Here is a 21,538-nt window from a genome sequence, read left to right as displayed (position 1 = left end):
CCGCCATGGACAGCTCCACCGCCGACACCCCCATCACGCTGCACCACCGCATCTGCCCGCTGTGTGAGGCCTGTTGCGGCCTGACGCTGAAGGTGCAAAGCGGCCGGGTCATCAGCATCCGGGGGCACGAGGAGGATGTCTTCAGCGCGGGCTACATCTGCCCCAAGGGCGTGGCGCTCAAAGACCTGCATGAAGACCCCGACCGCCTGCGCACGCCGCTGATCAAGCGGGATGGCCGGCATGTGGAGTCGACTTGGGACGAAGCCTGGGCCGAGATCGCCCGGCGCCTGCCCGCGGTGCAAGCCGCCCACGGGCGGGACGCGGTGGGCTTGGTGGCAGGCAACCCGTCGTCGCACAAGATCGGGCTGATGCTCTACCTGGGGCGCTTGATCAAGGCCTTGGGCAGCCGCCAGATTTTTACCGCCGCCACGCTGGACCAAATGCCGCGCCACCTCAGCAGCGGCCTGCTGTTTGGCCAGTGGATGAGCGTGCCGGTGCCCGACATCGAGCGCTGCGACTTCTTGCTGGTGCTGGGCGCCAACCCGGTGGTCAGCAATGGCAGCATGTGGACAGTGCCCGACTTCAAAGGCAAGGCCCGAGCCCTGCAAGCCCGTGGCGGCCAGCTGGTGGTGATAGACCCGCGCCGCACCGAAACCGCCGCGCTGGCCGATGCCCACCACTTCATCCGCCCTGGGGGCGATGTCTTCCTTTTGCTGGGCATGGTGCATACGCTGTTTGCGGAAGAGCTGGTGCGGCTGGGCCGCCTGGCCGACTGGACCCAGGGCTTGGAGCAGGTACGCGAGGCCGTGCAGCCCTTTGCGCCCGAGCTGGTGGCCCAGCGCTGCGGCCTGGCCGCCGACACCATCCGTCACTTGGCCCGCACGCTGGCGCAGACACCGCGCGCCAGCGTCTATGCCCGCATTGGCACCTGCACCCAGCACTACGGCGCCCTCAACACTTGGCTGGTGGACCTGCTCAACCTGCTGACCGGCCACCTGGACGAACCCGGCGGCGCCATGTTCCCCAAGGCCGCTGCCTTTGCGGTCAACACCGGCCACCTCCCGGCGGCTCAACCCGGCCAAGGCGGCAAAGGGCGCGGCGTGGCGCTGGGCCGCTTCAGCAGCCGCGTCAGCGCAGCCCCCGAGGTTATGGGCGAGCTGCCCATAGGCTGCCTGGCCGAGGAGATGGAGACGCCCGGCACCGGCCAGATCAAGGCCCTGATCACCGTGGCCACCAACCCGGTGCTCTCTGCGCCGAACGGGCCACGCCTGTCGGCCGCTTTTGCCGAGTTGGACTTCATGGTCAGCATGGACATCTACCTGAACGAGACCTCGCGCCATGCCGATGTGATCCTGCCCGCCCCCTCGCCGCTGGAAGACCTGCACTACGACGTACCCTACCCGCAGCTCTCTTGGCGCAACCATGCCCGCTACAGCCCGCCGGTGTTTGCACCCGCCGCAGGCCAGCCCATGGAGTGGGAGACCTTGCTGCGGCTGGCCGCCATCGCGTCTGGACAAACCACAGCACCGGTGGATGCCGGTGAGATGGACGACCAGCTCTTTAGCCAAGACATGCAGCGCCGCTTTGGCGAGCTGGCCCCCGCCGTGCTGGCGGCCACTGCGGGCTTGCGCGGGCCAGATCGCCTGCTGGAGCTGGCCTTGCGCACCGGCCCTTATGGCGACCTGTTTGGCCAGCGGCCCGGTGGCCTGACCCTGGCCAGCGTCAAGGCCCGCAGTGCGGCAGGCGGCATTGACTTGGGCCCCCTGCAGCCCCGCATTCCTGAGCTGCTGATGACCCCCAGCGGCAAGATCGAGATGGCACCGCCGCCCATGCTGGCGGACCTGCCCCGCGCCCTGGCCGACCTGCAACAGCCCACACCTGATCTGGTCATCATCGGACGGCGCGATGCGCGCAGCAACAATAGCTGGATGCACAACCTGCCCACGCTGGCCAAGGGGCCGTTTCGCTGCACGGCGCTGGTGCACCCCGCTGATGCTGGGCGCTTAGGCCTGGCCGACGGGGCACCGGTGCGTATCAGCTCCCACACCGCGCAAGGGCCGCAGCACATCGAGGCTCAGGTCAGCCTCTGCAGCGACATGATGCCCGGCGTGGTCAGCCTGCCGCATGGCTGGGGCCATGACCTGCCGGGCACACAGCTGCAACTGGCCGCCCAGCGGCCCGGCGCCAACCTCAACGCCTTGCTCGACGAGACCCAGCGCGACCCGCTGTCGGGCACGGCGGTGCTCAGCGGCTTGCCCATCGAGATGGTGGCGGTCTCGGCAGCCTAACCCTCGTGTTGCAAGGTCTTTGCGCACACCCACACAAGGGCATCGGCGCCCCTTGTTGATGTGCGCGAAGTGTCCATTTGATTAATCTGTACTTAATCTCACCCGGGCCCAATGCGGAGCAACGAGATGGATGTCCCATCCCGTCACATGCAACCCCAGGAAGAGATCATGAAATCACTGTTCGCCGCCACCGCCCTGTGCCTTGCCGCCACTGCCACTCTGGCCGGCCCCACCTGCACCGCCCCTGAAGCGCAATGGATGAAAGAAGCGGACTTCAAGGCCAAGCTGCAACAGCAGGGCTACGACATCAAGACCTTCAAGGTCAGCAAGGGTAAGTGCTACGAGATCTATGGCTTTGACAAGGCCGGCAAAAAGGTCGAGATCTATTTCGACCCCATCACCGCCGCCATCCTGGAACAGAAGTAAGCACGAGCGGCCCGCCATGGACACGACCTCCACCCTGTCAGCCTCCCCTGCAGGCCCTGAGGCGGGCTTGCCCGACAGCGGCCCCACGCCCGTCAAGGTGTGGTACCGCTTTGTGCGCGTCTTTCACTGGAGCCTGGTGAGCTGCGTGCTGCTCAACCAGTTTGTGCTGGAGGCGGGCGAGACCGCGCACACCTGGACGGGCTATCTGGCCAGCGCGCTGGTGCTGGCCCGCATCGTCTGGGGCTTCATTGGCAGCCGCCATGCGCGCTTTGCCGACTTCTTTCCCACACCTCAGCGGCTGCGCGCCCATTGGCAAGCCTTAAGGGCGGGCGAGAAGCCGCGCCACCTGGGCCACAACCCCTTTGGCGCGCTGATGATGTTGGCACTGATGGGCTTGGTGCTGGCCCTGGGCTTCACCGGCTTTTTGCAAGGCACCGACGCCTTCTGGGGCGAAGAATGGCTGCAAGACCTGCATGAAGGCTTGGCCAACAGCTTATTGGCTGCCGCAGGCTTACACGCAGCAGCCGCCCTGGTGATGGGCAAGCTGGAGCGCGTGCGCCTGGTGCGGGCCATGGTGACGGGCGTCAAGGAGTTTCACTGAGCAAGTGGGCCACCACCGACTCGATCAAGGCTGATCGCGGCTGCTGAGCCCAGGCCAACCATACCGGACCTCGGGGCACGGGTGCAAAGTCGCTCCAGAGGTGCAAGCGGCCCTGCGCCAGGGCCTCTTCGGCCAATACCCGAGAGAGCACCGCCACGCCTCGGCCACGCAATGCGGCATCCAGCAGCAAGCGGGCATCGTCGAACAGGCCCCGCCTCGCCCAGCCGTCAAAGTGCTGCTTCAGCGTCGGCCCCAAGGTCGGCGACATCGCGTCCACCTCTAAACACAGCAATCTCCCTTGGCCCTTGCTCGCGCCGGGCGGCAAAGACATGGCCGGGCTGTGCACCGCGACCAGCGCATCCTCAAACAGGATGCGCTCGGCCACGTCGGCCTGCTGCAAGGGGCTGCGCCCAATGACGATGTCCACATCCACTTGGTCCACATAGCGGACGGTCTCGTCCACAGACACCACCGGACACAAGGTGGGATGCGCCTCTTGCAAGGCATCCAGGCGCGGTTGCAACCAACCCTGTGCCACATCGGCCGGGCAGACAATGGTGAGCAGCTGCGCATCCAGATAGGTCTCCAGGCGACCCAGTCCCCAGCGGATGTGATCTAAGGCCTTGCTCACGGTCTCCAGCAAATGCTCGCCCGCCATGGTCAATTCCATCCCACGGCCCACGCGGCGGAACAGAGGCTGGCCAAGCTGAGACTCCAACTGGGCGATCTGATGGCTGACCGCTGACTGCGAGATGAACAGAGCCTCGGCGGCGCGGGTGACGTTGCCGTGCCGCGCCACCGCCTCAAAGCCTTGCAACCACCGCAAAGAAGGAATCGGAGTGGCCATAGTATGAATAAATTAGATGGATCAGGCCTAGATATACCATTTCTTGATGGATAGACCTCATGGCACCATGAAGCCATGACCAATTCTGAAAACAACTCCAGCATGACGCGACGCAGCTTTGGCAACACTCTGTTGGCCGCTTGGGCCAGCCTGACCGGCGCGGCCACCGCCAAGTCGGCAGAAGGCACTTGGCGCATGCCCGACGAGGGCGAGCCGCACCGCCGCACGTGGATGGCTTACGGCGCCAGCCGAGACGTCTGGGGCAAGCGCCTGTTGCCCGTGGTACAGGACAACCTCATCACGCTGGCCAACACCATTGCCCAGTTTGAGCCCGTCACGTTGTTGGTGCGCCCCGAGGAGCGGGCGGCTGTTGCCCCCCGCTTAAAACCCCAAGTCAGCGTGCTGGAGGCTGGCCTGGATGACCTCTGGATTCGCGACACGGGCCCGGTGTTTGTGCACAACACCCAAGGACAGCGCGCGGGCGTGGACTTCAATTTCAATGGCTGGGGTGAAAAGCAAGCCCATGCCCAAGATGCCCAGGTGGCCGAGCGCGTTTGCCGTCAAGCGGGCGTCACGGTTCTGGAAACCGACTTGGTGCTGGAAGGCGGGGGCATTGAAGTGGATGGTCACGGCACGGCCATCATCACCGAGAGTTGCGTGCTCAATGACAATCGCAACCCCGGCCTGGGGCGCAAAGAAGTCGCGCAAGAGCTGGAACGCTTGCTGGGCATCCGGCACATCATTTGGCTGCCGGGCATCGCGGGCCAAGACATCACGGATGGCCACACCGACTTCTACGCACGCTTCAGCAAACCCGGTGCGGTGTTGGCGCACCTCGACCCAGACCCGCAATCCTTTGACCATGCCGTGACCCGCGAGCATTTGGCGATTCTGCGGCGCGCCAAAGATGCCTCCGGACGAAGCTTGCAGGTCAGCACCATGGAAGCCCCGTCCAGGGTCCGCCCTGCTTTTGACAACAAAGACTTCACGGCGGGCTACATCAACTTTTACGTCTGCAACGGCGCGGTCATTACCCCAGAGTTTGGCGATCGACGCGCCGACAGTGAAGCCCAGCGCATTCTGGCGGCCCACTTCCCGGGCCGGAAGATTGTGGCCCTCAACATCGACGGCATCGCGGCGGGCGGTGGTGGCATCCATTGCGCCACTCAACAAGAACCTCGTTAATCAGGGACTCCTCATGAACTTTTCTCGACGCGGCCTGCTCCAGGCCAGCTTGGCCCTGGGCGCTTGGCCCAGTTTTTCAGCCTTGGCCGCCCCTACCAGCGGCTGGACCATGCCCGATGAACATGCGCCCCAGCGCAGTGTGACCCTGGCCTTCGGGGCCAAAGCAAGCATTTGGGGTCCGTGGACCGTGGATGTCCAAGACGCAGTGGGTCGCTTGGCCCGGGCGATGGCCCCATTTCAGCCCGTGACCGTGCTGTGCCGAGCCTCTCAGCTCGCGCTGGCCCAGAAAAAGTGCGGCATGCAAAACACCCGTTATGTGATCAGCCCCTTGGACGACATCTGGGTGCGCGACACCGGCGGCTTGTTTGTGCTCAACGGCCAGGCCGGTGGCCTGGGCACGGTGGACCTCAACTTCAATGGTTGGGGTGGCAAACAAGCCCACGCCAATGATGCCAAGGTGGCTGCCACCCTCAGCCGCGACTCGGACAGCACCTGGATGCGCAGCGCCCTGGTGGGTGAAGGTGGTGGCATCGAGGTTGATGGCGCAGGCACCGCCATCTTGTGCGAAAGCAGTTGGGTCAACCCCAACCGCAACCCTGGCTGGAGCCGAGACGACATTGAGGCGGAGCTGAAGTGGCAACTCGGCCTGCGAAAGATCATCTGGCTGCCGGGCATTCGCGGCAAAGACATCACCGACGGTCATGTCGATTTTTACGCTCGGTTTGTGCGCCCCGGCGTGGTCATTGCGAACCTGGACAACGACCCCAAGTCTTATGACTACGCCGTGACTCGGACTCACCTGGAGATCCTGCAAAGTGCCACCGACGCGGATGGTCGCCTGCTGGAGATCCACACCTTGCCCCCGCCACTCCATCCCCGCAAGAACAAGTTCACCAGCGGCAACCCTGATTTCGCACCGGGCTATGTCAACTACATCACGCTCAACGGTGCCGTGCTCTTGCCAGAGTTTGGTGACCGCGCGGCCGACCAGTACGCCCAGAATTTGTTGCGCAGCTTGTTTCCGGGGCGGGTCGTCGTGCCATTGAACATTGACGCCATCGCGGGCGGCGGCGGCGGCATACACTGCGTCACCCTGCAAGAGCCATTCTGTTGATGGAGCCTCCCTTGAGCGATGACACCTCACTGCAAGACATCAAAGACTTCCGGCAACCCATGGTGACCTCGCTGGGCATCGTGCTGGGCTTCTTGCTCAACTTCTTGGGTCAGTGGGCGATTGATGACGGCCAAGATCACACGGTCCAGTCCTGGGCAGACTGGATCATTCTGATCACCTTTGTGGCGGCCATCGTGCTCATGCTTCATGTGTTGTATCGGCTGCTGAACAATCGCTACGACACCGCCACGGCGGGGCATTACTACCAGCAGACTTTTCAACGTTATATGGCCGCCATTTGCCTCGCCTTTGCGGGGGTGGCCGTTGCGCTGCTTTTCTGAGTGATAAAGCGCCGCTGGCCCCTGCGTGCCGCTGACCTGCGCGGCGCAGCGCGCCTGGCCACCACGGCCACGGCGGGCATGGCCGACGTGGTGGAAGCCATGCACGCGGGCATCAGCCCTTTGCCTTCCCACCCCAGCACGCCGGGCCGCACCCAAGGGCTGACGGGCTTGGTCTACCGCTCGGTGCGCAGCGTCACGCGCTGGGTGGGCGGCGGCGTGGACGCGCTGTTACACCTGTTGCCCGAGGGCGAGGCCGCCGCCCCCGACAGCCCCGCACGCGACGCCCTGGTGGCTGCGCTGAATGGCGTCTTGGGCGACCATCTGCTGGCCACCCACAACCCTTTGGCCACACCCATGCAGTGGCGCATGAAGGGCCAGACCTTGCCCTCAGACCCGGCCCTATTACAGCAGACCTTGAGGGAGCGCACCACCACCCCCAAGGTGCTGGTGCTGGTGCATGGCCTGTGCATGAACGACGGCCAATGGCTGCGCCAAGGCCATGACCACGGCACCGCGCTGGCCCAAGCCCTGGGCTTCACCCCCGTTTATCTGCGTTACAACACTGGCCTGCCGATCGCCCACAACGGGGCAGAGCTGGCCCGGCAATTGGAAGCCTTGCAAGCTGCCTGGCCCCAGCCCGTGCAGCGCCTGGTGCTGCTGGGCCACAGCATGGGTGGGCTGGTGCTGCGCAGCGCGCTGCAGGCCGGGCAGCAGGCCCAGCACGCCTGGCTGCAGCCCTGCAGCGACCTGATCTGCCTGGGCAGCCCGCACCACGGCGCACCGCTGGAAAAGGCCGGCCACGGCCTGGATGTGCTCTTGGCTCAAACACCCTACACCGCCCCGCTGGCCACCTTGGGCAAGCTGCGCAGCGCCGGCATCATGGACCTGCGCCACGGCACGGTGCTGCGCCCACCCGCTCACCTGCCCTTGCCCCCTGCGCCGCGCTGCTTTGCGGTGGCGGCTGGCCTGTGCGCCGAGCCGCCCGCAGGCAAGCCCGCGCGGCTGGCAGACCGGCTGCTGGGCGATGGCCTGGTGCCGCTGGACAGCGCCTTGGGCCGGCACCGCCGTGCAGCCCAGCGCCTGGCGTTTGAGCCCGAGCGCTGCCTCACGGTGTGGAAGACAGGGCACTTGGACTTGCTCAGCTCGGCCGCCGTCAGCCAGCAGATGATTCAGTGGTTAGGCTGATTCCATGTCCAAATCATTCGTGTCTAGGCGCGAAGCCGAAGACAGTGCTGTCGCACGGCGAGGCAAAGCAACGACGACACGGATGATTTAGAGATGGAATGATGGGGCTGGGTTTTCATCCAGCATAATCAACGCCACCATCCTTCGCCCGCTGCGCGCCGCCCGCGCAGCCCCTTTTCCGCCGCCATGCCCCGCGCGCCCACGCCATCGGCCCCTGCTGCCTCTGCGGCCCCTGCAGCGCCTCACGCTGCGGCACGCACGCTCTCGGCCCCGGCCAAGGCGCTGCACAAGCTGGGGCTCACCCACCCCGTGGCGCTGGCCTTGCATTTGCCGCTGCGCTATGAAGACGAGACCCGACTGACCCCACTGGCCGAGGTGCGCCCCGGCGACACCGCGCAAGTCGAAGGCACGGTGCGCGAGTGCAAGGTCGAGCTGCGGCCGCGCCGGCAATTGGTGGTCAAGCTCATGGATGCCGAGGGCGACGAGCTGGTGCTGCGCTTTGTGAATTTTTATCCCTCGCATCAAAAGACGCTGGCGGTAGGCCAGCAAGTGCGGGTGCGGGGCGAAGTGCGGCATGGCTTTTTTGGCCGCGAGATGGTGCACCCCAGCTTCAAAGCGGTGATGGACGGCGCGCCGCTGGCCGAGACACTGACCCCCGTCTACCCCGCTTCGGCGCAACTGCCGCAGAGCTATTTGCGCAAGGCGGTGGCGGCGGGTTTGCAGCGGGCGAACTTGCATGAGGTGATTCCGCCCGAGTTAGTGCCGCATGGCCTGCCGCTGCTGCGCGACGCGCTGGAGGTGCTGCACCACCCGCCCCCGCGCACGCCTTTGGCGGCGCTGGAAGAGCGCACGCACCCCGCCTGGCAGCGGCTCAAGTTTGAGGAGTTGCTGGCCCAGCAGCTCTCGCAATGGCAGGCCCGTCTGGAGCGCGCCGCGCGCCGCGCACCGCAGTTGCACGACCAGCCCTTGCCCCGGCCTGCCGCCGACCCTGTGGCGCACGGCGACACCGCCACGCTGGCTCAACCCTTGAGCCAGCGCCTGCTGGCTGTGCTGCCCTTTGGCCTGACCGCCGCACAACAGCGCGTGGTGGCTGAGATCACCACCGACCTGGGCCGCTCGCAACCCATGCACCGCCTGCTGCAAGGCGATGTGGGCGCGGGCAAAACCGTGGTGGCCGCGCTGGCCGCCACCGTGGCCATGGGCGCGGGTTGGCAATGTGCACTGATGGCGCCGACCGAGATCTTGGCCGAGCAGCACTTTGCCAAGCTGGTGCAGTGGCTGGAGCCTCTGGGCATCACCGTGGCCTGGCTCAGCGGCAGCCGCAAAGGCAAGGCCCGCCAAGCTCACTTGGACGCGATAGCCAGCGGCCAAGCCCTGCTGGTGGTGGGCACGCATGCGGTCATTCAATCGGATGTGAAGTTCGCGCGCTTAGGCCTGGCCATCGTCGATGAGCAACACCGCTTTGGCGTGGCCCAGCGCTTGGCCTTGCGCCAGCACTTGTCAGCCCCCGCGCAGAGTGACGGCGACGTGCTGGAGCCGCACCTGCTGATGATGACGGCCACGCCCATTCCGCGCACGCTGGCCATGACCCACTTTGCCGACCTGGACGTGAGCACCATTGACGAGTTGCCCCCAGGCCGCACACCCATCTTGACCAAGGTGTTTACCGATGCCCGCCGCGACGATGTGGTGGCCCGCGTGGCCGAAGAGATTGAGCGAGGCCGCCAAGCCTATTGGGTCTGCCCGCTGATTGAAGAGTCCGAAACCCTGGACCTGCAAAACGCCCAGGCCACCCACGAGGCCCTGGCCGCTGCGCTTCCTCAAGTCAACGTGGGTCTGCTGCACGGCCGCATGCCCGCGGCCGAGAAGGCCGCCGTGATGGCCGAGTTCAAAGAGGGTCGCATGGGCTTGCTGGTGGCCACCACGGTGATCGAGGTGGGCGTGGACGTGCCCAATGCCAGCCTGATGGTGATCGAGCACGCCGAGCGCTTCGGCTTGGCGCAGCTGCACCAGCTGCGCGGCCGCGTGGGGCGCGGCGCGGCGGCCAGCGTGTGCGTGCTGCTGCACACGCCGCCGCTGTCGGTCTCGGGCAAGGCCCGGCTCAAGGCCATGATCGAAACCACCGACGGCTTTGAGATTGCCCGGCGCGACCTGGAGATTCGCGGCCCTGGCGAGTTCTTGGGCGAGCGCCAATCCGGCGATGCCCTGCTGCGCTTCGCCGACCTGCACGAGGACGAGGCCCTGGTGCAGCGCGCCCAAGCCGCCGCGAAGCTGATGTGGGAACGCCATCCGCATGCGGCCATGGCGCAAGTGCGGCGCTGGCATGGTGGGCACTTGGACTATCTGCAGGCCTGAGGCCAGAGCGGCTGCGCCGCACAGGCCCCGTGGGCCGCGCGAGTGCTCATTGCTGTCTTGAGCGATACCTACGTTCCACTTGCTGCGCACCTGGTTGCAACTCTTGGGGAAGGACATTCCCTGCCCCAAGGCTGGGGGAGTGGCAAACCGGGCCGGCTCTCGGATACTGTTGGCATGACATAACTTTGATAGTGCGTGTCATTGAACCCCACATCGGGCGTCCATGGGACAAGCCTGAGCACAGGTGGCGCAAGGCCTGGCCAAGCTTGATGATGAAGAATTCACTGCACAATCCAAGCCATGACCCTGACTGAGTTACGTTACATCGTCGCCGTGGCCCGCGAGCGCCACTTTGGGCGCGCCGCTGAAGCCTGTTTTGTCTCCCAGCCCACCTTGTCGGTGGCCATCAAAAAGCTCGAAGAAGAGCTAGACGTGAAAATCTTTGAGCGTGGCGGCAATGAAGTCAGCGCCACGCCCTTGGGCGAAGACATCGTGCGCCAAGCCCAACAGGTCATCGAGATGGCCCAGGGTATTCGCGAGATCGCCAAGCGCGGCAAAGACCCCCTCTCTGGCCCGCTGCGCCTAGGGCTGATCTACACCATTGGCCCCTACCTCTTGCCCGACTTGGTGCGCAACACCATTGCCCGCACGCCGCAAATGCCGCTGATGCTGCAGGAGCAATTCACCGTGCGGCTGTTGGACATGCTGCGCCTGGGCGAGCTGGACTGCGCCATCATGGCTGAGCCCTTTCCCGACGCGGGCTTGGCTGTGGCCCCGCTCTATGACGAGCCCTTCATGGTGGCCGTGCCCAAGACCCACCCTTTAGCGCAGTTGCCCCGCATCAGCGCCGAGCGGCTTAAGCAAGAAACCATGCTGCTGCTGGGCACGGGCCATTGCTTCCGCGACCAAGTGCTGGAGGTCTGCCCCGAGTTTGCGCGCTTCTCCAGCGACGCCGAGGGCATCAAAAAGAGCTTTGAAGGCTCTTCACTGGAAACCATTAAACACATGGTCGCCGCTGGCATGGGCTTGACGGTGGTGCCCCAGCTCTCCGTGCCCAGTGAGCCACAGACCCATGTGGTCTACATCCCCTTTGAAGACCCGGTGCCCACCCGCCGCGTGGTGCTGGCTTGGCGCCGCAGCTTTACCCGCTACGAGGCGATTGCCGCGCTGCGCAATGCGGTCTATGCCTGCAAGCTGCCGGGGGTGATGCGGCTCAGCGATTGAAGGCGGCAAGGCCTGGGCCTTCCGCCCTTCAAGACTCCAAATCGACGTAGTGCCAGAACTGTTTGCTGAACACCGGGCGCTTGTAGCCCTTCAAGCGGGCGTGGGTCAAGTCGGTGAGGATGCGGTGCACGGTGTAGATGTGGGGCTGATAGGCCGCCACCAAGCGCTGCGCACGCCGCAGCAAGGTCAAGCGCTCGGGGCCGTCGGGCAGGCCTTGCATGCGCCGGTAAATCTCGTCGAACTCTGGCTGTTTGAAGCGCGACAAGTTTTGGCCGCCTGCTGCCGGGCCATACAAAATCTCAATGCCTTGCTGCACATCGGGCGAAGCCGAGGTGTACGCCAATGACCACATCTGCAACTGGCCAGCGCGTGCCGCCTTGAGCTGCTCGGGCCACTTGGCATACTTGATGTTCAGCTTGATGCCCAAGGCCGTCAGGCCGATCTTCCAGGTCTCGTCAAACGCACGATAAAGGGCATCGGGCTGGCTGCCGTACTCGATCACCAGCGGCCGCCCATCGGGCATCTCGCGCCAGCCATCGCCATCGAGGTCTTGGTAGCCATACATCTCCAGCAAGGCCTTGGCCCGCGCCAAGTCGAAGTCAGACTCTTCAAACTTCAAAGTGGGGTCGTAGCCCCAGACATGCGGCGAGACCACCGTCTGAGCGGGGATGGCCTGCCCTCGCCGAACAATGCGGATCTCCCGCTCAGTGTCGGTGGCCAGGCCGATGGCCCGACGCAGCGCCACTCTTTCTGGGGTGTAGCCGCCGACCACCGGGTCGTCCATATTGAAGTAGTAGAGCGCGCGGTCTGAGTTAATGACCCGCTGCAACTGCACGCCTTCATTGGCCAAATTAGGCGCCAGCTTGCCGTTGGGGGCCGCCACATTGGCAAACTCTAAAGGCACGGCGAAAGCCAAATCAAACTGACGGTTCAAAAACGCCAACCAGCGGGGCTGAGATTCTTCAATGATCGACACCTCCACGCGGTCGATCATGGGCAGGCGACGGCCTTTGAAGCGCTTCAGGGACGCTTGGCCCTCGGCATCATCCGCGCTGGGTTCAGCGTCATAAAACACCTCGCGATAGCTGGGGTTGCGCTCCAACACAATGAGCGAGCTGCGCCGCCACTGCGCCAAACGGAAGGGCCCCGTGCCGACCGGGTGGGCCATGATGTCGGCGCCGTAATGCTCGACCACCTCGCGGGCCACGGCGCCGTACACATCGCCCGACGCCAGGGTGTAGAGAAAGCGCGGCCGACCCTCGGCTAAGCGGATCTGCAAGGTGTATTTGTCGAGCAGCTTCAGCCCCTCGACCGGCCGGTCGTAGTCGAACGGCGTCTTGTTCTTCAGCGCTTCTTCGCGCAGGGCCTCCAAGCCCAAGATGCCGTTATCTTTGAAGCCTGAGTAATTGGGGCTCTTGGTCTTGGGGTCGTAATAGCGCCGCCAAGCATAAGCAAAGTCTTGCGCCACCAGCTCGCGGCGCTGGCCTTTGAACACCGGGTCATCTGCAAAGAAGATGCCCGGCTTGATACGCACCGTCCAGACCTTGAAATCGTCGGACACCTCGGGCATGCCCTCCGCCACACAAGGCCGGATCTTGAAGGGCCGCGCCAGATAGTCGTATTGGTACAGGCCTTCAAAAATATGGTCGGTGACGGTGCGGGAGTACAGGTCCGACACCTGCACCGGGTCAAACCCCGTCTCGCCCGCCGGGAAGGCATAGCGCAAGACTTTTTGGCCGGTGCGGGCCTGGGCCCAAGCCGGTGACATGCCGGGGCCGACCAGGGCGGTGCCCAAGGCGAGGCCTGAGAACGTACGTCTGTCCATGGTCAATTCATTGGGCGCTGAAGGCCCGCCTCAGGACTCGACGTCGAGGTAATGCCAGAACTCTTGCCAGAACACAGGGCGACGGTAGCCTTTCACGCCCTTGTGAAAGAGGTCGGTGCGCACCGTGTGCAGGCGGATCTTGTAGGGCATCCAGACAGTTCCGATGCGGTAGGCTTCCACAAAGAGCTTGTCGCGCTCCGGCCCGTCGGGCATCTCGGACAGCTTGGTGTAGATCGCATCCATCTCGGGTCGCTTGAAACGGGCTTGGTTCTGCCCGCCAATCTGCGTGCCGTCATAGCGTTGCAAAGCGCCTTGGCTGTCCGGTGAGGCCGACTGCCCCCCGATATGCCAGACCTGAAAGTTACCCGCCCGCGAGGCCTTCAGCAGTTCAGGCCACTTGCCGGTTTTGAACTCAACCTTCAGACCAATGGCTTTCATGTCCTTGAGCCAGATCTCCGAGCGTTGGCGGCCGCGCTGGTCGTCCTCCATGCTCCAGTTCAAGACCAAAGGCTGGCCATTGGGCTGCTCACGGTAACCATCCCCATTGCGGTCCACATAGCCATACATGTCGAGCAGGGCTTTGGCCTTGGTGGGGTTGTACTCGCTCATCGCGGAGCGGAATTTGGAGTCGTAAGAAGTGGTCTGCGGCGCCACCGAGGCCTGGGCGATCACAGCCTGGCCATGTTGGGTCAGGCGAATCTCGCGCTCCACGTCCATGCCCAGCGCAATGGCGCGGCGCAGTGCGACCCGGTCAGGCGTGTAGCCGCCCACCACCGCGTCTTCCATATTGAACATGGTGTAGCTGTTGTCGGGCATCAAGACGCGCTGCCCCCGAACCCCTCGCTTCTTGAGGTGGGGCGCTATCTGCCCATTGGGCATGGCCTGGCTGATGAACTCCGGCGGCACCTCTTGGATCAGGTTGTGCTCTTCGTTCAAGAAGGACAGCCAGCGGGGCTGATTCTCTTGAATGATGGACAACTCGACCCGGTCGATCATGGGCAAGCGGCGGCCCTTGAACTGGGCCAGCATGGCCTGGCCTTCGACATCATCGGGGGCGGGTTCAGCATCGTAGAAATGCTCCCGGTACTCGGGGTTGCGCTCCAGCACGATCAAGGAGCCGCGCCGCCATTCGGTCAGCTTGAAGGGGCCTGTGCCCACCGGGTGCTTGTCGATGTCCTCGCCGTAATGCTCCACCACCTCACGCGCCACCGCGCCAAACAGGTCGCTGGAGGCCAAAAACTCAATGAAGCGCGGCCTGGGTTGCGCCATGCGGTACTCGAGGGTGGTGCGATCCAGCGCCCGCACACCCAAGACCGGCGTGTCGTAATCAAACGCCGCCTTTTGGTCGATGGCTTTCTGGCGGATCTCGGCGAGCCCCAGGAACTTGAAGCTGTCGATGAAGCCCCAGACCGGGCTTTTGTTGCGCGGGTCGGCAAAGCGTTTCAGCGCATAGACCAGGTCTTCGGCCACCACCTCGCGGCGCTGACCTTTGAAGGCCGCGTCGCTGGGGAAGTAAATGCCCGAACGCAGTTTGACCCGCCAAACCCGATAGCCCTCGTCATGCTCGGGCATGCCCACGGCCAGCAAGGGCTTGAACTTCACCGGCCGAGCCAGATGGTCGTAGGTGTAGAGCGACTCAAAGAGGTGCGCGGTAATGGTGCGCGAATAGAGGTCTGAGGCCTTGGCCGGGTCCAGCGTGGTCTCTGGTGCCCTGAACGCATACCGCAAGACCTTCCGTTTGCCCCCCGCAGCAGGCTGCGCCCAGAGTGGCCCCGCCACCGCCGAGCCCAGGGCGAGGCCAGAAAACGTCCGGCGGTCCATCTCAGTGACCCAGCGCTTGGCGGCGCTTTTCAAGGTCAATGTCTATCCACTTCCAGCTCTCGCGCAAGAACACGTTACGGTGATAGCCAATGACCCAAGGTTGCGAGAGGTCGCTGAAGATGCGGTGCACATGCAGCTTGTAGGGCGCATAGGCCACCATCAAGCGCTGAGCCTCAGTCATGGCGGCCATGCGTTCGGGGCCGTTGGGCAAGGTCTTTTGCAGGGCATAGAGGCGGTTGAACTCGGGTAGGTCAAAACGCGACTTGTTGGCCTGGCCTTTGCTCTTGCCATCGCCCAGGGCCAAGAAGGTGTCGCCGTCGGGCACGCCCGCACTCCAGCCCACGCCCCACATTTGCAATTTGCCGGCATTCGCCGACTTGAGGTTCTCGGGCCACTTGGCGGGTGTGAAGCGGGTCTTGATACCCAGGCGGTTCATGTTCTTCTTCCACAGCTCGGCCAACTGGCGCGAGAGCTGATCGGGCTGGGTCGCAATGTTCAGCTCCAGCGGCTTGCCATCGGGCTGTTCGCGCCAGCCGTCGCCGTTTTGATCGACGTAGCCCGCCATGTCCAGCAGGGCTTTGGCACGAGCGGGGTCGTAATCGCTCATCTCGGACTTGAAGTCCTTTTGAAAGCCCCAGGTTCCCGGCGCAATAGGCCCCTGCGAGGGCACGGCCTGGCCTTTGCGCACCAAGCGGATCTCGGTCTCCAGATCGACCCCCAGCGAGATGGCACGGCGCAGCGCGACCTTGTCGGGCTCATAGCCGCCCACCACAGGGTCTTCCATATTGAAATAGGTAAACGCAATATCCGCACGCGGGTACCGCACCATCTGAATGCCCTGTTTCTTCAGGTTGGGGGCCAGTTGGTTGTTGGGCAGGACCATGGTGGCGAACTCAGCCGGCACCTCTTCAAGGATGTCATGCTCGCCATTCAAAAACGCCAGCCAGCGCGGCTGGTTTTCTTCAATGATGGCGATCTCGACGCGGTCAATCAGGGGCAAGCGTTTGCCCTTGAGTTGGGCCACGGCCGCCTCGGCCAGCGCATCACCCGCCGGGGCTTCTTCACTGTAGAACTCTTCGCGATAGTTCGGGTTCTTCACCAGCTCAATGCGCGAAGAGCGCCGCCATTGGCCCAGCATGAAGGGCCCGGTCCCGACCGGGTGCTCCATGGCCTTGAGGCCATGCGCCTCGATGACCTCGCGCGCCACCGCGCCCCAGGTGGAGCCATCGGTGAACTGCTCCACCAAGCGCGGCATGGGCTCGGCCGTTTTGACTTGGAAGGTGTATTTGTCGAGGACCTTGATGCCTTCGACCTCACGGTCGTAGTCAAAAGGCTTTTTGGCGGCCATCAGCTCTTTGCGCAGCTCTGAGAGGCCCAGGATCTTGAAGTTCTCCAGGATGTAGAGGTTGGTGCTCTTCCACAGCGGGTCGTAGTGGCGCTTCCAGCTGTAGACATAGTCCGCGGCCACCAGCTCGCGCTTCACGCCCTTGAACTCCGGCGCAGGCGCAAAGTAAATGCCTGGTTTGACCTTGAAGGTAAACGTCTTGTAGTCGGCACTGACGGTGGGCATCTCCGACAGGGTGTTGAGCCGGTATCGGAAGGGCCGCGCCAAGAACTCCCACTGCAAGGGGGCATCAAAAATGCTGGCCGCCACCGTGCGTGAATACAGGTCGGAGATCTGCACCGGGTCAAACCCGGTTTCGGCAATGCGGAAGGAATAACGCAGGACCTTCTCGTCGGGTCCGCCCTTCGCGGGTGCAGCCTCAGGCCCTGCCCAGGCCCAACCACTCAAACCACAGAGGCCAACAACAAGTGCGGCCGCAGACAGAAGACGCTTCACGGTAGTGCTTTCAAGTGCAAGAGGTGCCGACGAGCGCTTTGTGAGCAGGGCGTCGGCGCAGGCAGGCGCGCAAGTCGTATGCGCGCGCCTCGCCATGGTGAGACATAAGCGCGCAGTCTACTTTGGGCCAAGGCCCGCGCCCACCCTGCGAAACCCCAGCCGCTGAAAGGCCACTGTATTTGGGGGGTTCAGGGCAAAACCCGGGGAGATTGGCACAGCAATTGCACTAGACTCGCGCCTGTTTTCTCAAGCCCTGTGAGCCACAAGCTGCCAGGGCTTGCTGTTTGTTGAACTTCCGAGAACCGGAGCCTCTGGCATGGCGGCCTACCTGATACGACGCCTGTGGCAAATGATCCCCACTTTGTTGGGCGTCATCCTGCTGGTGTTTTTCCTCTTCAAGTACTTTGGTGGCGACCCTGCCGAAATCCTGGGGGGCTTGAACGCCTCCAAGGAGCAGGTCGACGCGATCCGCGATCAACTGGGCTTGAACAAGCCCGTGATTGAACAGTTGTGGATCTTCATCAAGCAGATCGTCACTTTTGATTGGGGCCGCAGCTGGGCCACCAACGAGGCGGTGAGCGACATTTTCGCCAAACGCCTGCCCGCCACGCTGACGGTGATGGTGCCGATCCTGATCCTGGACGTGCTGCTGGCCATCCCCCTGGCCCTGGGTGTGGCCTATGTGCGCGGCTCGCTGACCGACCGCAGCATCATGATCATCTCGACGGTGGCGCTGTCCATCTCCTTCTTGGTCTACGTCATCGTCGGCCAGTATGTGTTCGCCTTCCAACTGGGTTGGTTCCCTGTGCAGGGCTGGAGCGACAGTTTCTGGACCAACCTCGCCGTCTACAGCCCGCTGCCCATTTTGTTGGCGGTGATGGTGGGCTTGGCCCCGCAAACCCGGCTCTACCGCACCTTCTTCCTCGACGAGATCGGGCACGACTATGTGCGCACCGCGCGCGCCAAGGGCATGACGGAGCAAACCGTGTTGCTCAAGCATGTGTTGCGCAACGCCATGATCCCCATCCTCACCAATATCGGCACCTCGCTGCCGGGGATTTTTGTGGGCTCTTTCCTGATTGAAGTCTTCTTCTCCATCCCCGGCCTGGGCCGCGAAGTGCTGGGCGCGGTGAACCGCAGTGACTACCCTGTCATTCAAGCTGTCACGGTGTATCTGGCGGTCATCACCATGGTGGTGAACCTGCTCACCGACGTTCTCTACAAGATGGTCGACCCACGGGTGGTGCTGAAATGAGCGCAACAACAACTGTCAACACGCAAACCGGCGCCGGCGGCATCGTGGGCGCAGGGGCCTCGCAAGGGGTCTGGGGCGCGGCCTGGAAGCGCTTCAAGACCGACCGAGTGGGCCTCACCTCGCTGGTCATCGTCGCGGCCTTTTTGCTGCTGGTCGTCGCAGCTATGAGTGGCTTGGTGGCCAAGCACTGGCAGCAAGAGGTGGGGGTGCCCAATGCGCCCCCCACCTTCATGGGCCCGGCACCCAAGGAGCAGATCGCGGCCATTGCCGCGCCGAGCGGCCCCAATGTGGACCTGTCCGACATCGACCCGCTGGCCCCGCGCTACCAAGAGTGGGAAGAGCGCGCCAAGCAGTTCAAGACGGTAGACACCGTCAAGGCCGAAACCTTGCCCTTCGGCGCTGACCGCCTGGGCCGCGATGTGCTGGACAAAGCCATCAAGGGTGCAGAAGTCTCCATCATGGCCGGTGTGTTGGCCGCGCTGATGGCCACCGTGATTGGCACCCTGCTGGGCGCTTTGAGCGGCTTTTATGGCGGCAAGATGGGCGACTTCTTGGAGTGGGTCTACAACGTCTTCACCGCCATTCCGGGCATCTTGTTGATCTTCACCTTTGCGGCGGTGTTGAACCGCGCTGACGCCATCGTCCCGAAGGGCATCTGGACGATTGTGATCATCCTGGGCCTGACCACCTGGACAGGCATTTACCGACTGGTGCGCGCCGAGTTCATGAAGCACCGCAGCCGCGACTATGTGCGCTCGGCCGAGGCCATCGGCGCCAGCAACAGCTCGCGCATGTTCCGCCACATCCTGCCCAATATCAGCCACGTCATCTTGGTGCAGTTGTCGCTGCATGTGGTCAGCGCCATCAAGGCCGAGGTCATCCTGAGCTACCTGGGCCTGGGCGTGGCCGTGGACCAAGTCTCCTGGGGCACCATGCTGGCGGAAGCCCAAAGTGAGTTGATCCTGGGCTACTGGTGGCAGTTGGCGGCAGCCACCGCCTTCATGGCCGTGTTTGTGACGGCGTTCTCGCTGTTCACCGATGCCCTGCGCGACGCGCTGGACCCCAAGCTGCGCGGATTGGAGTGATCAACATGCTGCTGAGTATCAAAGACCTCAAGGTCACTTTCCGCATGGGCGCTGTGGCTGGCGTGATGCAACGCTCGCTGGCCGTGGGCCGCGAGGTGAATGGCCAACAAGTCGGCGTCAGCTTTGACGTGCCCGAGAACACCACCGTCGCCCTGGTGGGCGAATCGGGCTCGGGCAAGAGCGTGACGGCCATGTCCATCTTGAACCTGCTGCCCAGCAATGCCGAGCGGCATGGCGCCATCAGCTTCCAGGGGCGCGACCTGCTGGCGGCCTCGCTGCCCGAGCTGCAAGGCATTCGCGGCAAAGAGATCGCCTGCGTCTTCCAAGACCCGATGACCTCGCTCAACCCGGTCTTCACCGTGGGCCAGCAATTGTGCGAGCCGCTGATCAAGCACATGGGCATGAGCCCGCGCCAGGCCTGGACCCGCGCTGAAGAGCTGCTGGCCGAGGTGGGCATGCCCGAGCCCAAGCGCCGCCTGAGTGTCTATCCACACGAGATGTCGGGCGGCCAGCAGCAGCGGGTGATGATTGCGATGGCGCTGTCTTGCTCGCCCAAGCTCTTGATTGCCGACGAGCCGACCACAGCGCTGGACGTGACCATTCAACGCCAGATCATGGAGTTGATGGCCAAGCTCAAAGACACCCACCACATGAGCATGCTGTTCATCAGCCATGACCTGGGCGTGGTGGGCGAGATCTCCGACCGCGTGGTGGTGATGCGCCACGGCTTGGTGCGCGAGCAAGGCCCCGTCAGCCAAATCTTCCAGGCCCCGCAAGACCCGTACACCAAGGCCTTGTTGGCCTGCCGCCCCAGCCTCACCGAGAACCCGGTGCGCCTGATGGTGATCGACGACCACATTGCCGCCCAAGCCGCCGCCGAACGCGGTGAGCAGCGCGTGGAAGCCGTCGCCAAAGCCAAAGATCCGAACGCCCCGGTGGTGATCGAAGCCACCGCCCTGACCAAGAGCTTCTGGCTCAAGAGTGGGGTGTTTGGCCGCAAAGAGTTCAAGGCCGTGGGCCGCGAAGGCCGGGGCGTGAGCTTCAAGCTGCGCAAGGGCCACACCCTGGGCGTGGTGGGCGAGTCGGGCTCGGGCAAAACCACCATGGGCTTGGCGCTGTTGCGCCTGCATGAGCCTAACGGCGGCCCCACCGGCGGCCAGGCCGTCTTCCACGGCGCGGAAGGCGCCACGGACTTGATGACCTTGAGCAAGCAAGGCTGGCTGCCCATGCGGCGGCGCATCCAGGTGGTGTTCCAAAACCCCTATGCCTCGCTGAACCCGCGCTTCACCATCGGCCAAACGCTGTTGGAGCCCATGCAGATCCACGGCATTGGCGCCAATGACACCGAGCGCGAAGAGCGTGCCAAAGCGCTGCTGATCAAGGTGGGGCTGGACCCTTCCGTGATGCAGAAGTACCCGCACGAGTTCTCCGGCGGCCAGCGCCAGCGCGTGGCCATTGCCCGCTGCCTGACGCTCAACCCCGAAGTGCTGGTGCTGGACGAAGCCGTGAGCGCGCTGGACGTGTCGGTGCAGGCCCAGGTGCTGAACCTGCTCAAAGACCTGCAAGACGAGCTGGGCTTGGCCTATATCTTCATCAGCCACGACCTGGCCGTGGTGCGCTTCATCTCCGACGAAGTGCTGGTGATGAAAGACGGCGAAGTGGTCGAGCAAGCCAGCGCTGAAGAGATCCTGCATAACCCCAAGCAGGACTACACGCGCCGCCTGATCGGCGCGGTGCCCAAGGGTTGGCAGGCCGCGGCATAAACAGGAGTTGAGGATGGGACTGTTGACATCGTGGCGCGAAGTGACGGCCGAACCCGGCCGCGTGGTGGCTCCGGACGAGCGCCTGCCCTGGCCGCAGACCGCCGCCATGGGCGTACAACACGTGATCGCCATGTTTGGCGCGACGGTGCTGGCCCCCATCTTGATGGGCTTCAACCCCAACATCGCCATCTTGATGTCGGGCATCGGCACCCTGCTGTTCTTTGTGGTGGTGGGGGGCCGGGTGCCCAGCTATCTGGGTGTCACGTCTCATGTGATCATTGGCCGATTCGAAGCTGGCCGCTACTTCAGGCCAGAGCTGTCCTGAGCGAGTTGCTGGCTTCGATCCCAGAGAGTTCATCATAGCCAGATCGCATGAGCCATAT

At 64.0% G+C, this 21,538-nt stretch carries 16 protein-coding genes and 1 pseudogene; 13 read left to right on the top strand and 4 right to left on the bottom strand.

Going from position 1 to position 21,538, the window contains the following annotated elements; genetic code table 11:
• Window positions 1-5 precede the first annotated feature (5 nt).
• From ACIQ3Q_RS15370 to ACIQ3Q_RS15360, 3 genes are all read left to right on the top strand, one after another.
• Window positions 6-2,288, top strand: a complete 2,283-nt coding sequence (locus ACIQ3Q_RS15370; RefSeq protein ID WP_396270042.1) for a molybdopterin-dependent oxidoreductase — start codon at window positions 6-8, stop codon at window positions 2,286-2,288.
• A 168-nt stretch (window positions 2,289-2,456) separates the two neighbouring features.
• The gene (locus ACIQ3Q_RS15365; RefSeq protein ID WP_396270040.1) at window positions 2,457-2,714 is read left to right on the top strand and encodes a PepSY domain-containing protein; all 258 of its coding nucleotides are present in this window, start codon (window positions 2,457-2,459) and stop codon (window positions 2,712-2,714) included.
• Between the two features lie 16 nt (window positions 2,715-2,730).
• Window positions 2,731-3,315 (top strand): cytochrome b/b6 domain-containing protein, encoded by a 585-nt coding sequence (locus ACIQ3Q_RS15360; protein WP_396270038.1) that lies wholly within the window; start codon window positions 2,731-2,733, stop codon window positions 3,313-3,315.
• On the opposite strand, the gene ACIQ3Q_RS15355 is transcribed toward ACIQ3Q_RS15360, so the two are convergent.
• Window positions 3,299-4,162 (bottom strand): LysR family transcriptional regulator, encoded by an 864-nt coding sequence (locus ACIQ3Q_RS15355; RefSeq protein WP_396270037.1) that lies wholly within the window; start codon window positions 4,160-4,162, stop codon window positions 3,299-3,301. The two genes, ACIQ3Q_RS15360 and ACIQ3Q_RS15355, sit on opposite strands and share 17 nt — an antisense overlap.
• 75 nt (window positions 4,163-4,237) lie before the next feature.
• On the opposite strand from ACIQ3Q_RS15355, the gene ACIQ3Q_RS15350 reads away from it, so the two are divergent.
• From ACIQ3Q_RS15350 to ACIQ3Q_RS15325, 6 genes are all read left to right on the top strand, one after another.
• Entirely contained in the window at window positions 4,238-5,347 is a 1,110-nt protein-coding gene (locus tag ACIQ3Q_RS15350; RefSeq protein ID WP_396270036.1) for an agmatine/peptidylarginine deiminase, read from the top strand.
• A 13-nt stretch (window positions 5,348-5,360) separates the two neighbouring features.
• On the top strand, window positions 5,361-6,461 hold the full coding sequence (locus ACIQ3Q_RS15345) for an agmatine/peptidylarginine deiminase (RefSeq protein ID WP_396270035.1): 1,101 nt from the start codon (window positions 5,361-5,363) through the stop codon (window positions 6,459-6,461).
• An 11-nt stretch (window positions 6,462-6,472) separates the two neighbouring features.
• Entirely contained in the window at window positions 6,473-6,802 is a 330-nt protein-coding gene (locus tag ACIQ3Q_RS15340) for a hypothetical protein (RefSeq protein WP_396270034.1), read from the top strand.
• Entirely contained in the window at window positions 6,803-7,987 is a 1,185-nt protein-coding gene (locus ACIQ3Q_RS15335) for an esterase/lipase family protein (RefSeq protein WP_396270033.1), read from the top strand.
• Between the two features lie 186 nt (window positions 7,988-8,173).
• Entirely contained in the window at window positions 8,174-10,342 is a 2,169-nt protein-coding gene (recG, locus tag ACIQ3Q_RS15330; protein WP_396270032.1) for an ATP-dependent DNA helicase RecG, read from the top strand.
• A gap of 300 nt (window positions 10,343-10,642) precedes the next feature.
• On the top strand, window positions 10,643-11,566 hold the full coding sequence (locus ACIQ3Q_RS15325; protein WP_396270031.1) for a LysR substrate-binding domain-containing protein: 924 nt from the start codon (window positions 10,643-10,645) through the stop codon (window positions 11,564-11,566).
• A gap of 28 nt (window positions 11,567-11,594) precedes the next feature.
• Here the strand turns inward: ACIQ3Q_RS15325 and ACIQ3Q_RS15320 are convergent, their stop codons facing one another.
• From ACIQ3Q_RS15320 to ACIQ3Q_RS15310, 3 genes are read right to left on the bottom strand one after another with little or no spacing between them, the layout of a single operon-like run.
• Window positions 11,595-13,391: an ABC transporter substrate-binding protein gene (locus ACIQ3Q_RS15320; RefSeq protein WP_396270030.1), complete on the bottom strand. Its 1,797-nt coding sequence runs from the start codon at window positions 13,389-13,391 to the stop codon at window positions 11,595-11,597.
• Window positions 13,392-13,421: 30 nt separating this feature from the next.
• On the bottom strand, window positions 13,422-15,245 hold the full coding sequence (locus ACIQ3Q_RS15315) for an ABC transporter substrate-binding protein (protein WP_396270029.1): 1,824 nt from the start codon (window positions 15,243-15,245) through the stop codon (window positions 13,422-13,424).
• Window positions 15,214-17,052 carry an ABC transporter substrate-binding protein gene (locus ACIQ3Q_RS15310; protein ID WP_396270028.1) on the bottom strand — a complete coding sequence of 613 codons (1,839 nt, stop codon included), beginning with the start codon at window positions 17,050-17,052 and terminating at the stop codon, window positions 15,214-15,216. The genes ACIQ3Q_RS15315 and ACIQ3Q_RS15310 overlap by 32 nt, the downstream gene beginning before the upstream one ends.
• A 316-nt stretch (window positions 17,053-17,368) precedes the next feature.
• On the opposite strand from ACIQ3Q_RS15310, the gene ACIQ3Q_RS15305 reads away from it, so the two are divergent.
• From ACIQ3Q_RS15305 to ACIQ3Q_RS15290, 4 genes and pseudogenes are all read left to right on the top strand, one after another.
• Window positions 17,369-18,307: an ABC transporter permease gene (locus ACIQ3Q_RS15305; protein ID WP_396270027.1), complete on the top strand. Its 939-nt coding sequence runs from the start codon at window positions 17,369-17,371 to the stop codon at window positions 18,305-18,307.
• A complete protein-coding gene (locus ACIQ3Q_RS15300) occupies window positions 18,304-19,392 on the top strand; it encodes an ABC transporter permease (RefSeq protein ID WP_396270026.1) in 1,089 nt (362 codons plus the stop codon). The genes ACIQ3Q_RS15305 and ACIQ3Q_RS15300 overlap by 4 nt, the downstream gene beginning before the upstream one ends.
• A gap of 5 nt (window positions 19,393-19,397) precedes the next feature.
• Window positions 19,398-21,155, top strand: a complete 1,758-nt coding sequence (locus ACIQ3Q_RS15295) for an ABC transporter ATP-binding protein (RefSeq protein WP_396270025.1) — start codon at window positions 19,398-19,400, stop codon at window positions 21,153-21,155.
• Between the two features lie 13 nt (window positions 21,156-21,168).
• Window positions 21,169-21,438: pseudogene (locus tag ACIQ3Q_RS15290) on the top strand (solute carrier family 23 protein); the annotation flags it as partial.
• Window positions 21,439-21,538 lie beyond the last annotated feature (100 nt).

This window comes from Ideonella sp. (assembly GCF_044358605.1).
In the GTDB taxonomy this organism is placed as follows: Bacteria; Pseudomonadota; Gammaproteobacteria; order Burkholderiales; family Burkholderiaceae_C; genus Ideonella.
The sequence above is the reverse complement of the archived record's forward strand: the minus strand, read 5'-3'. Positions and strand labels throughout refer to the sequence as shown.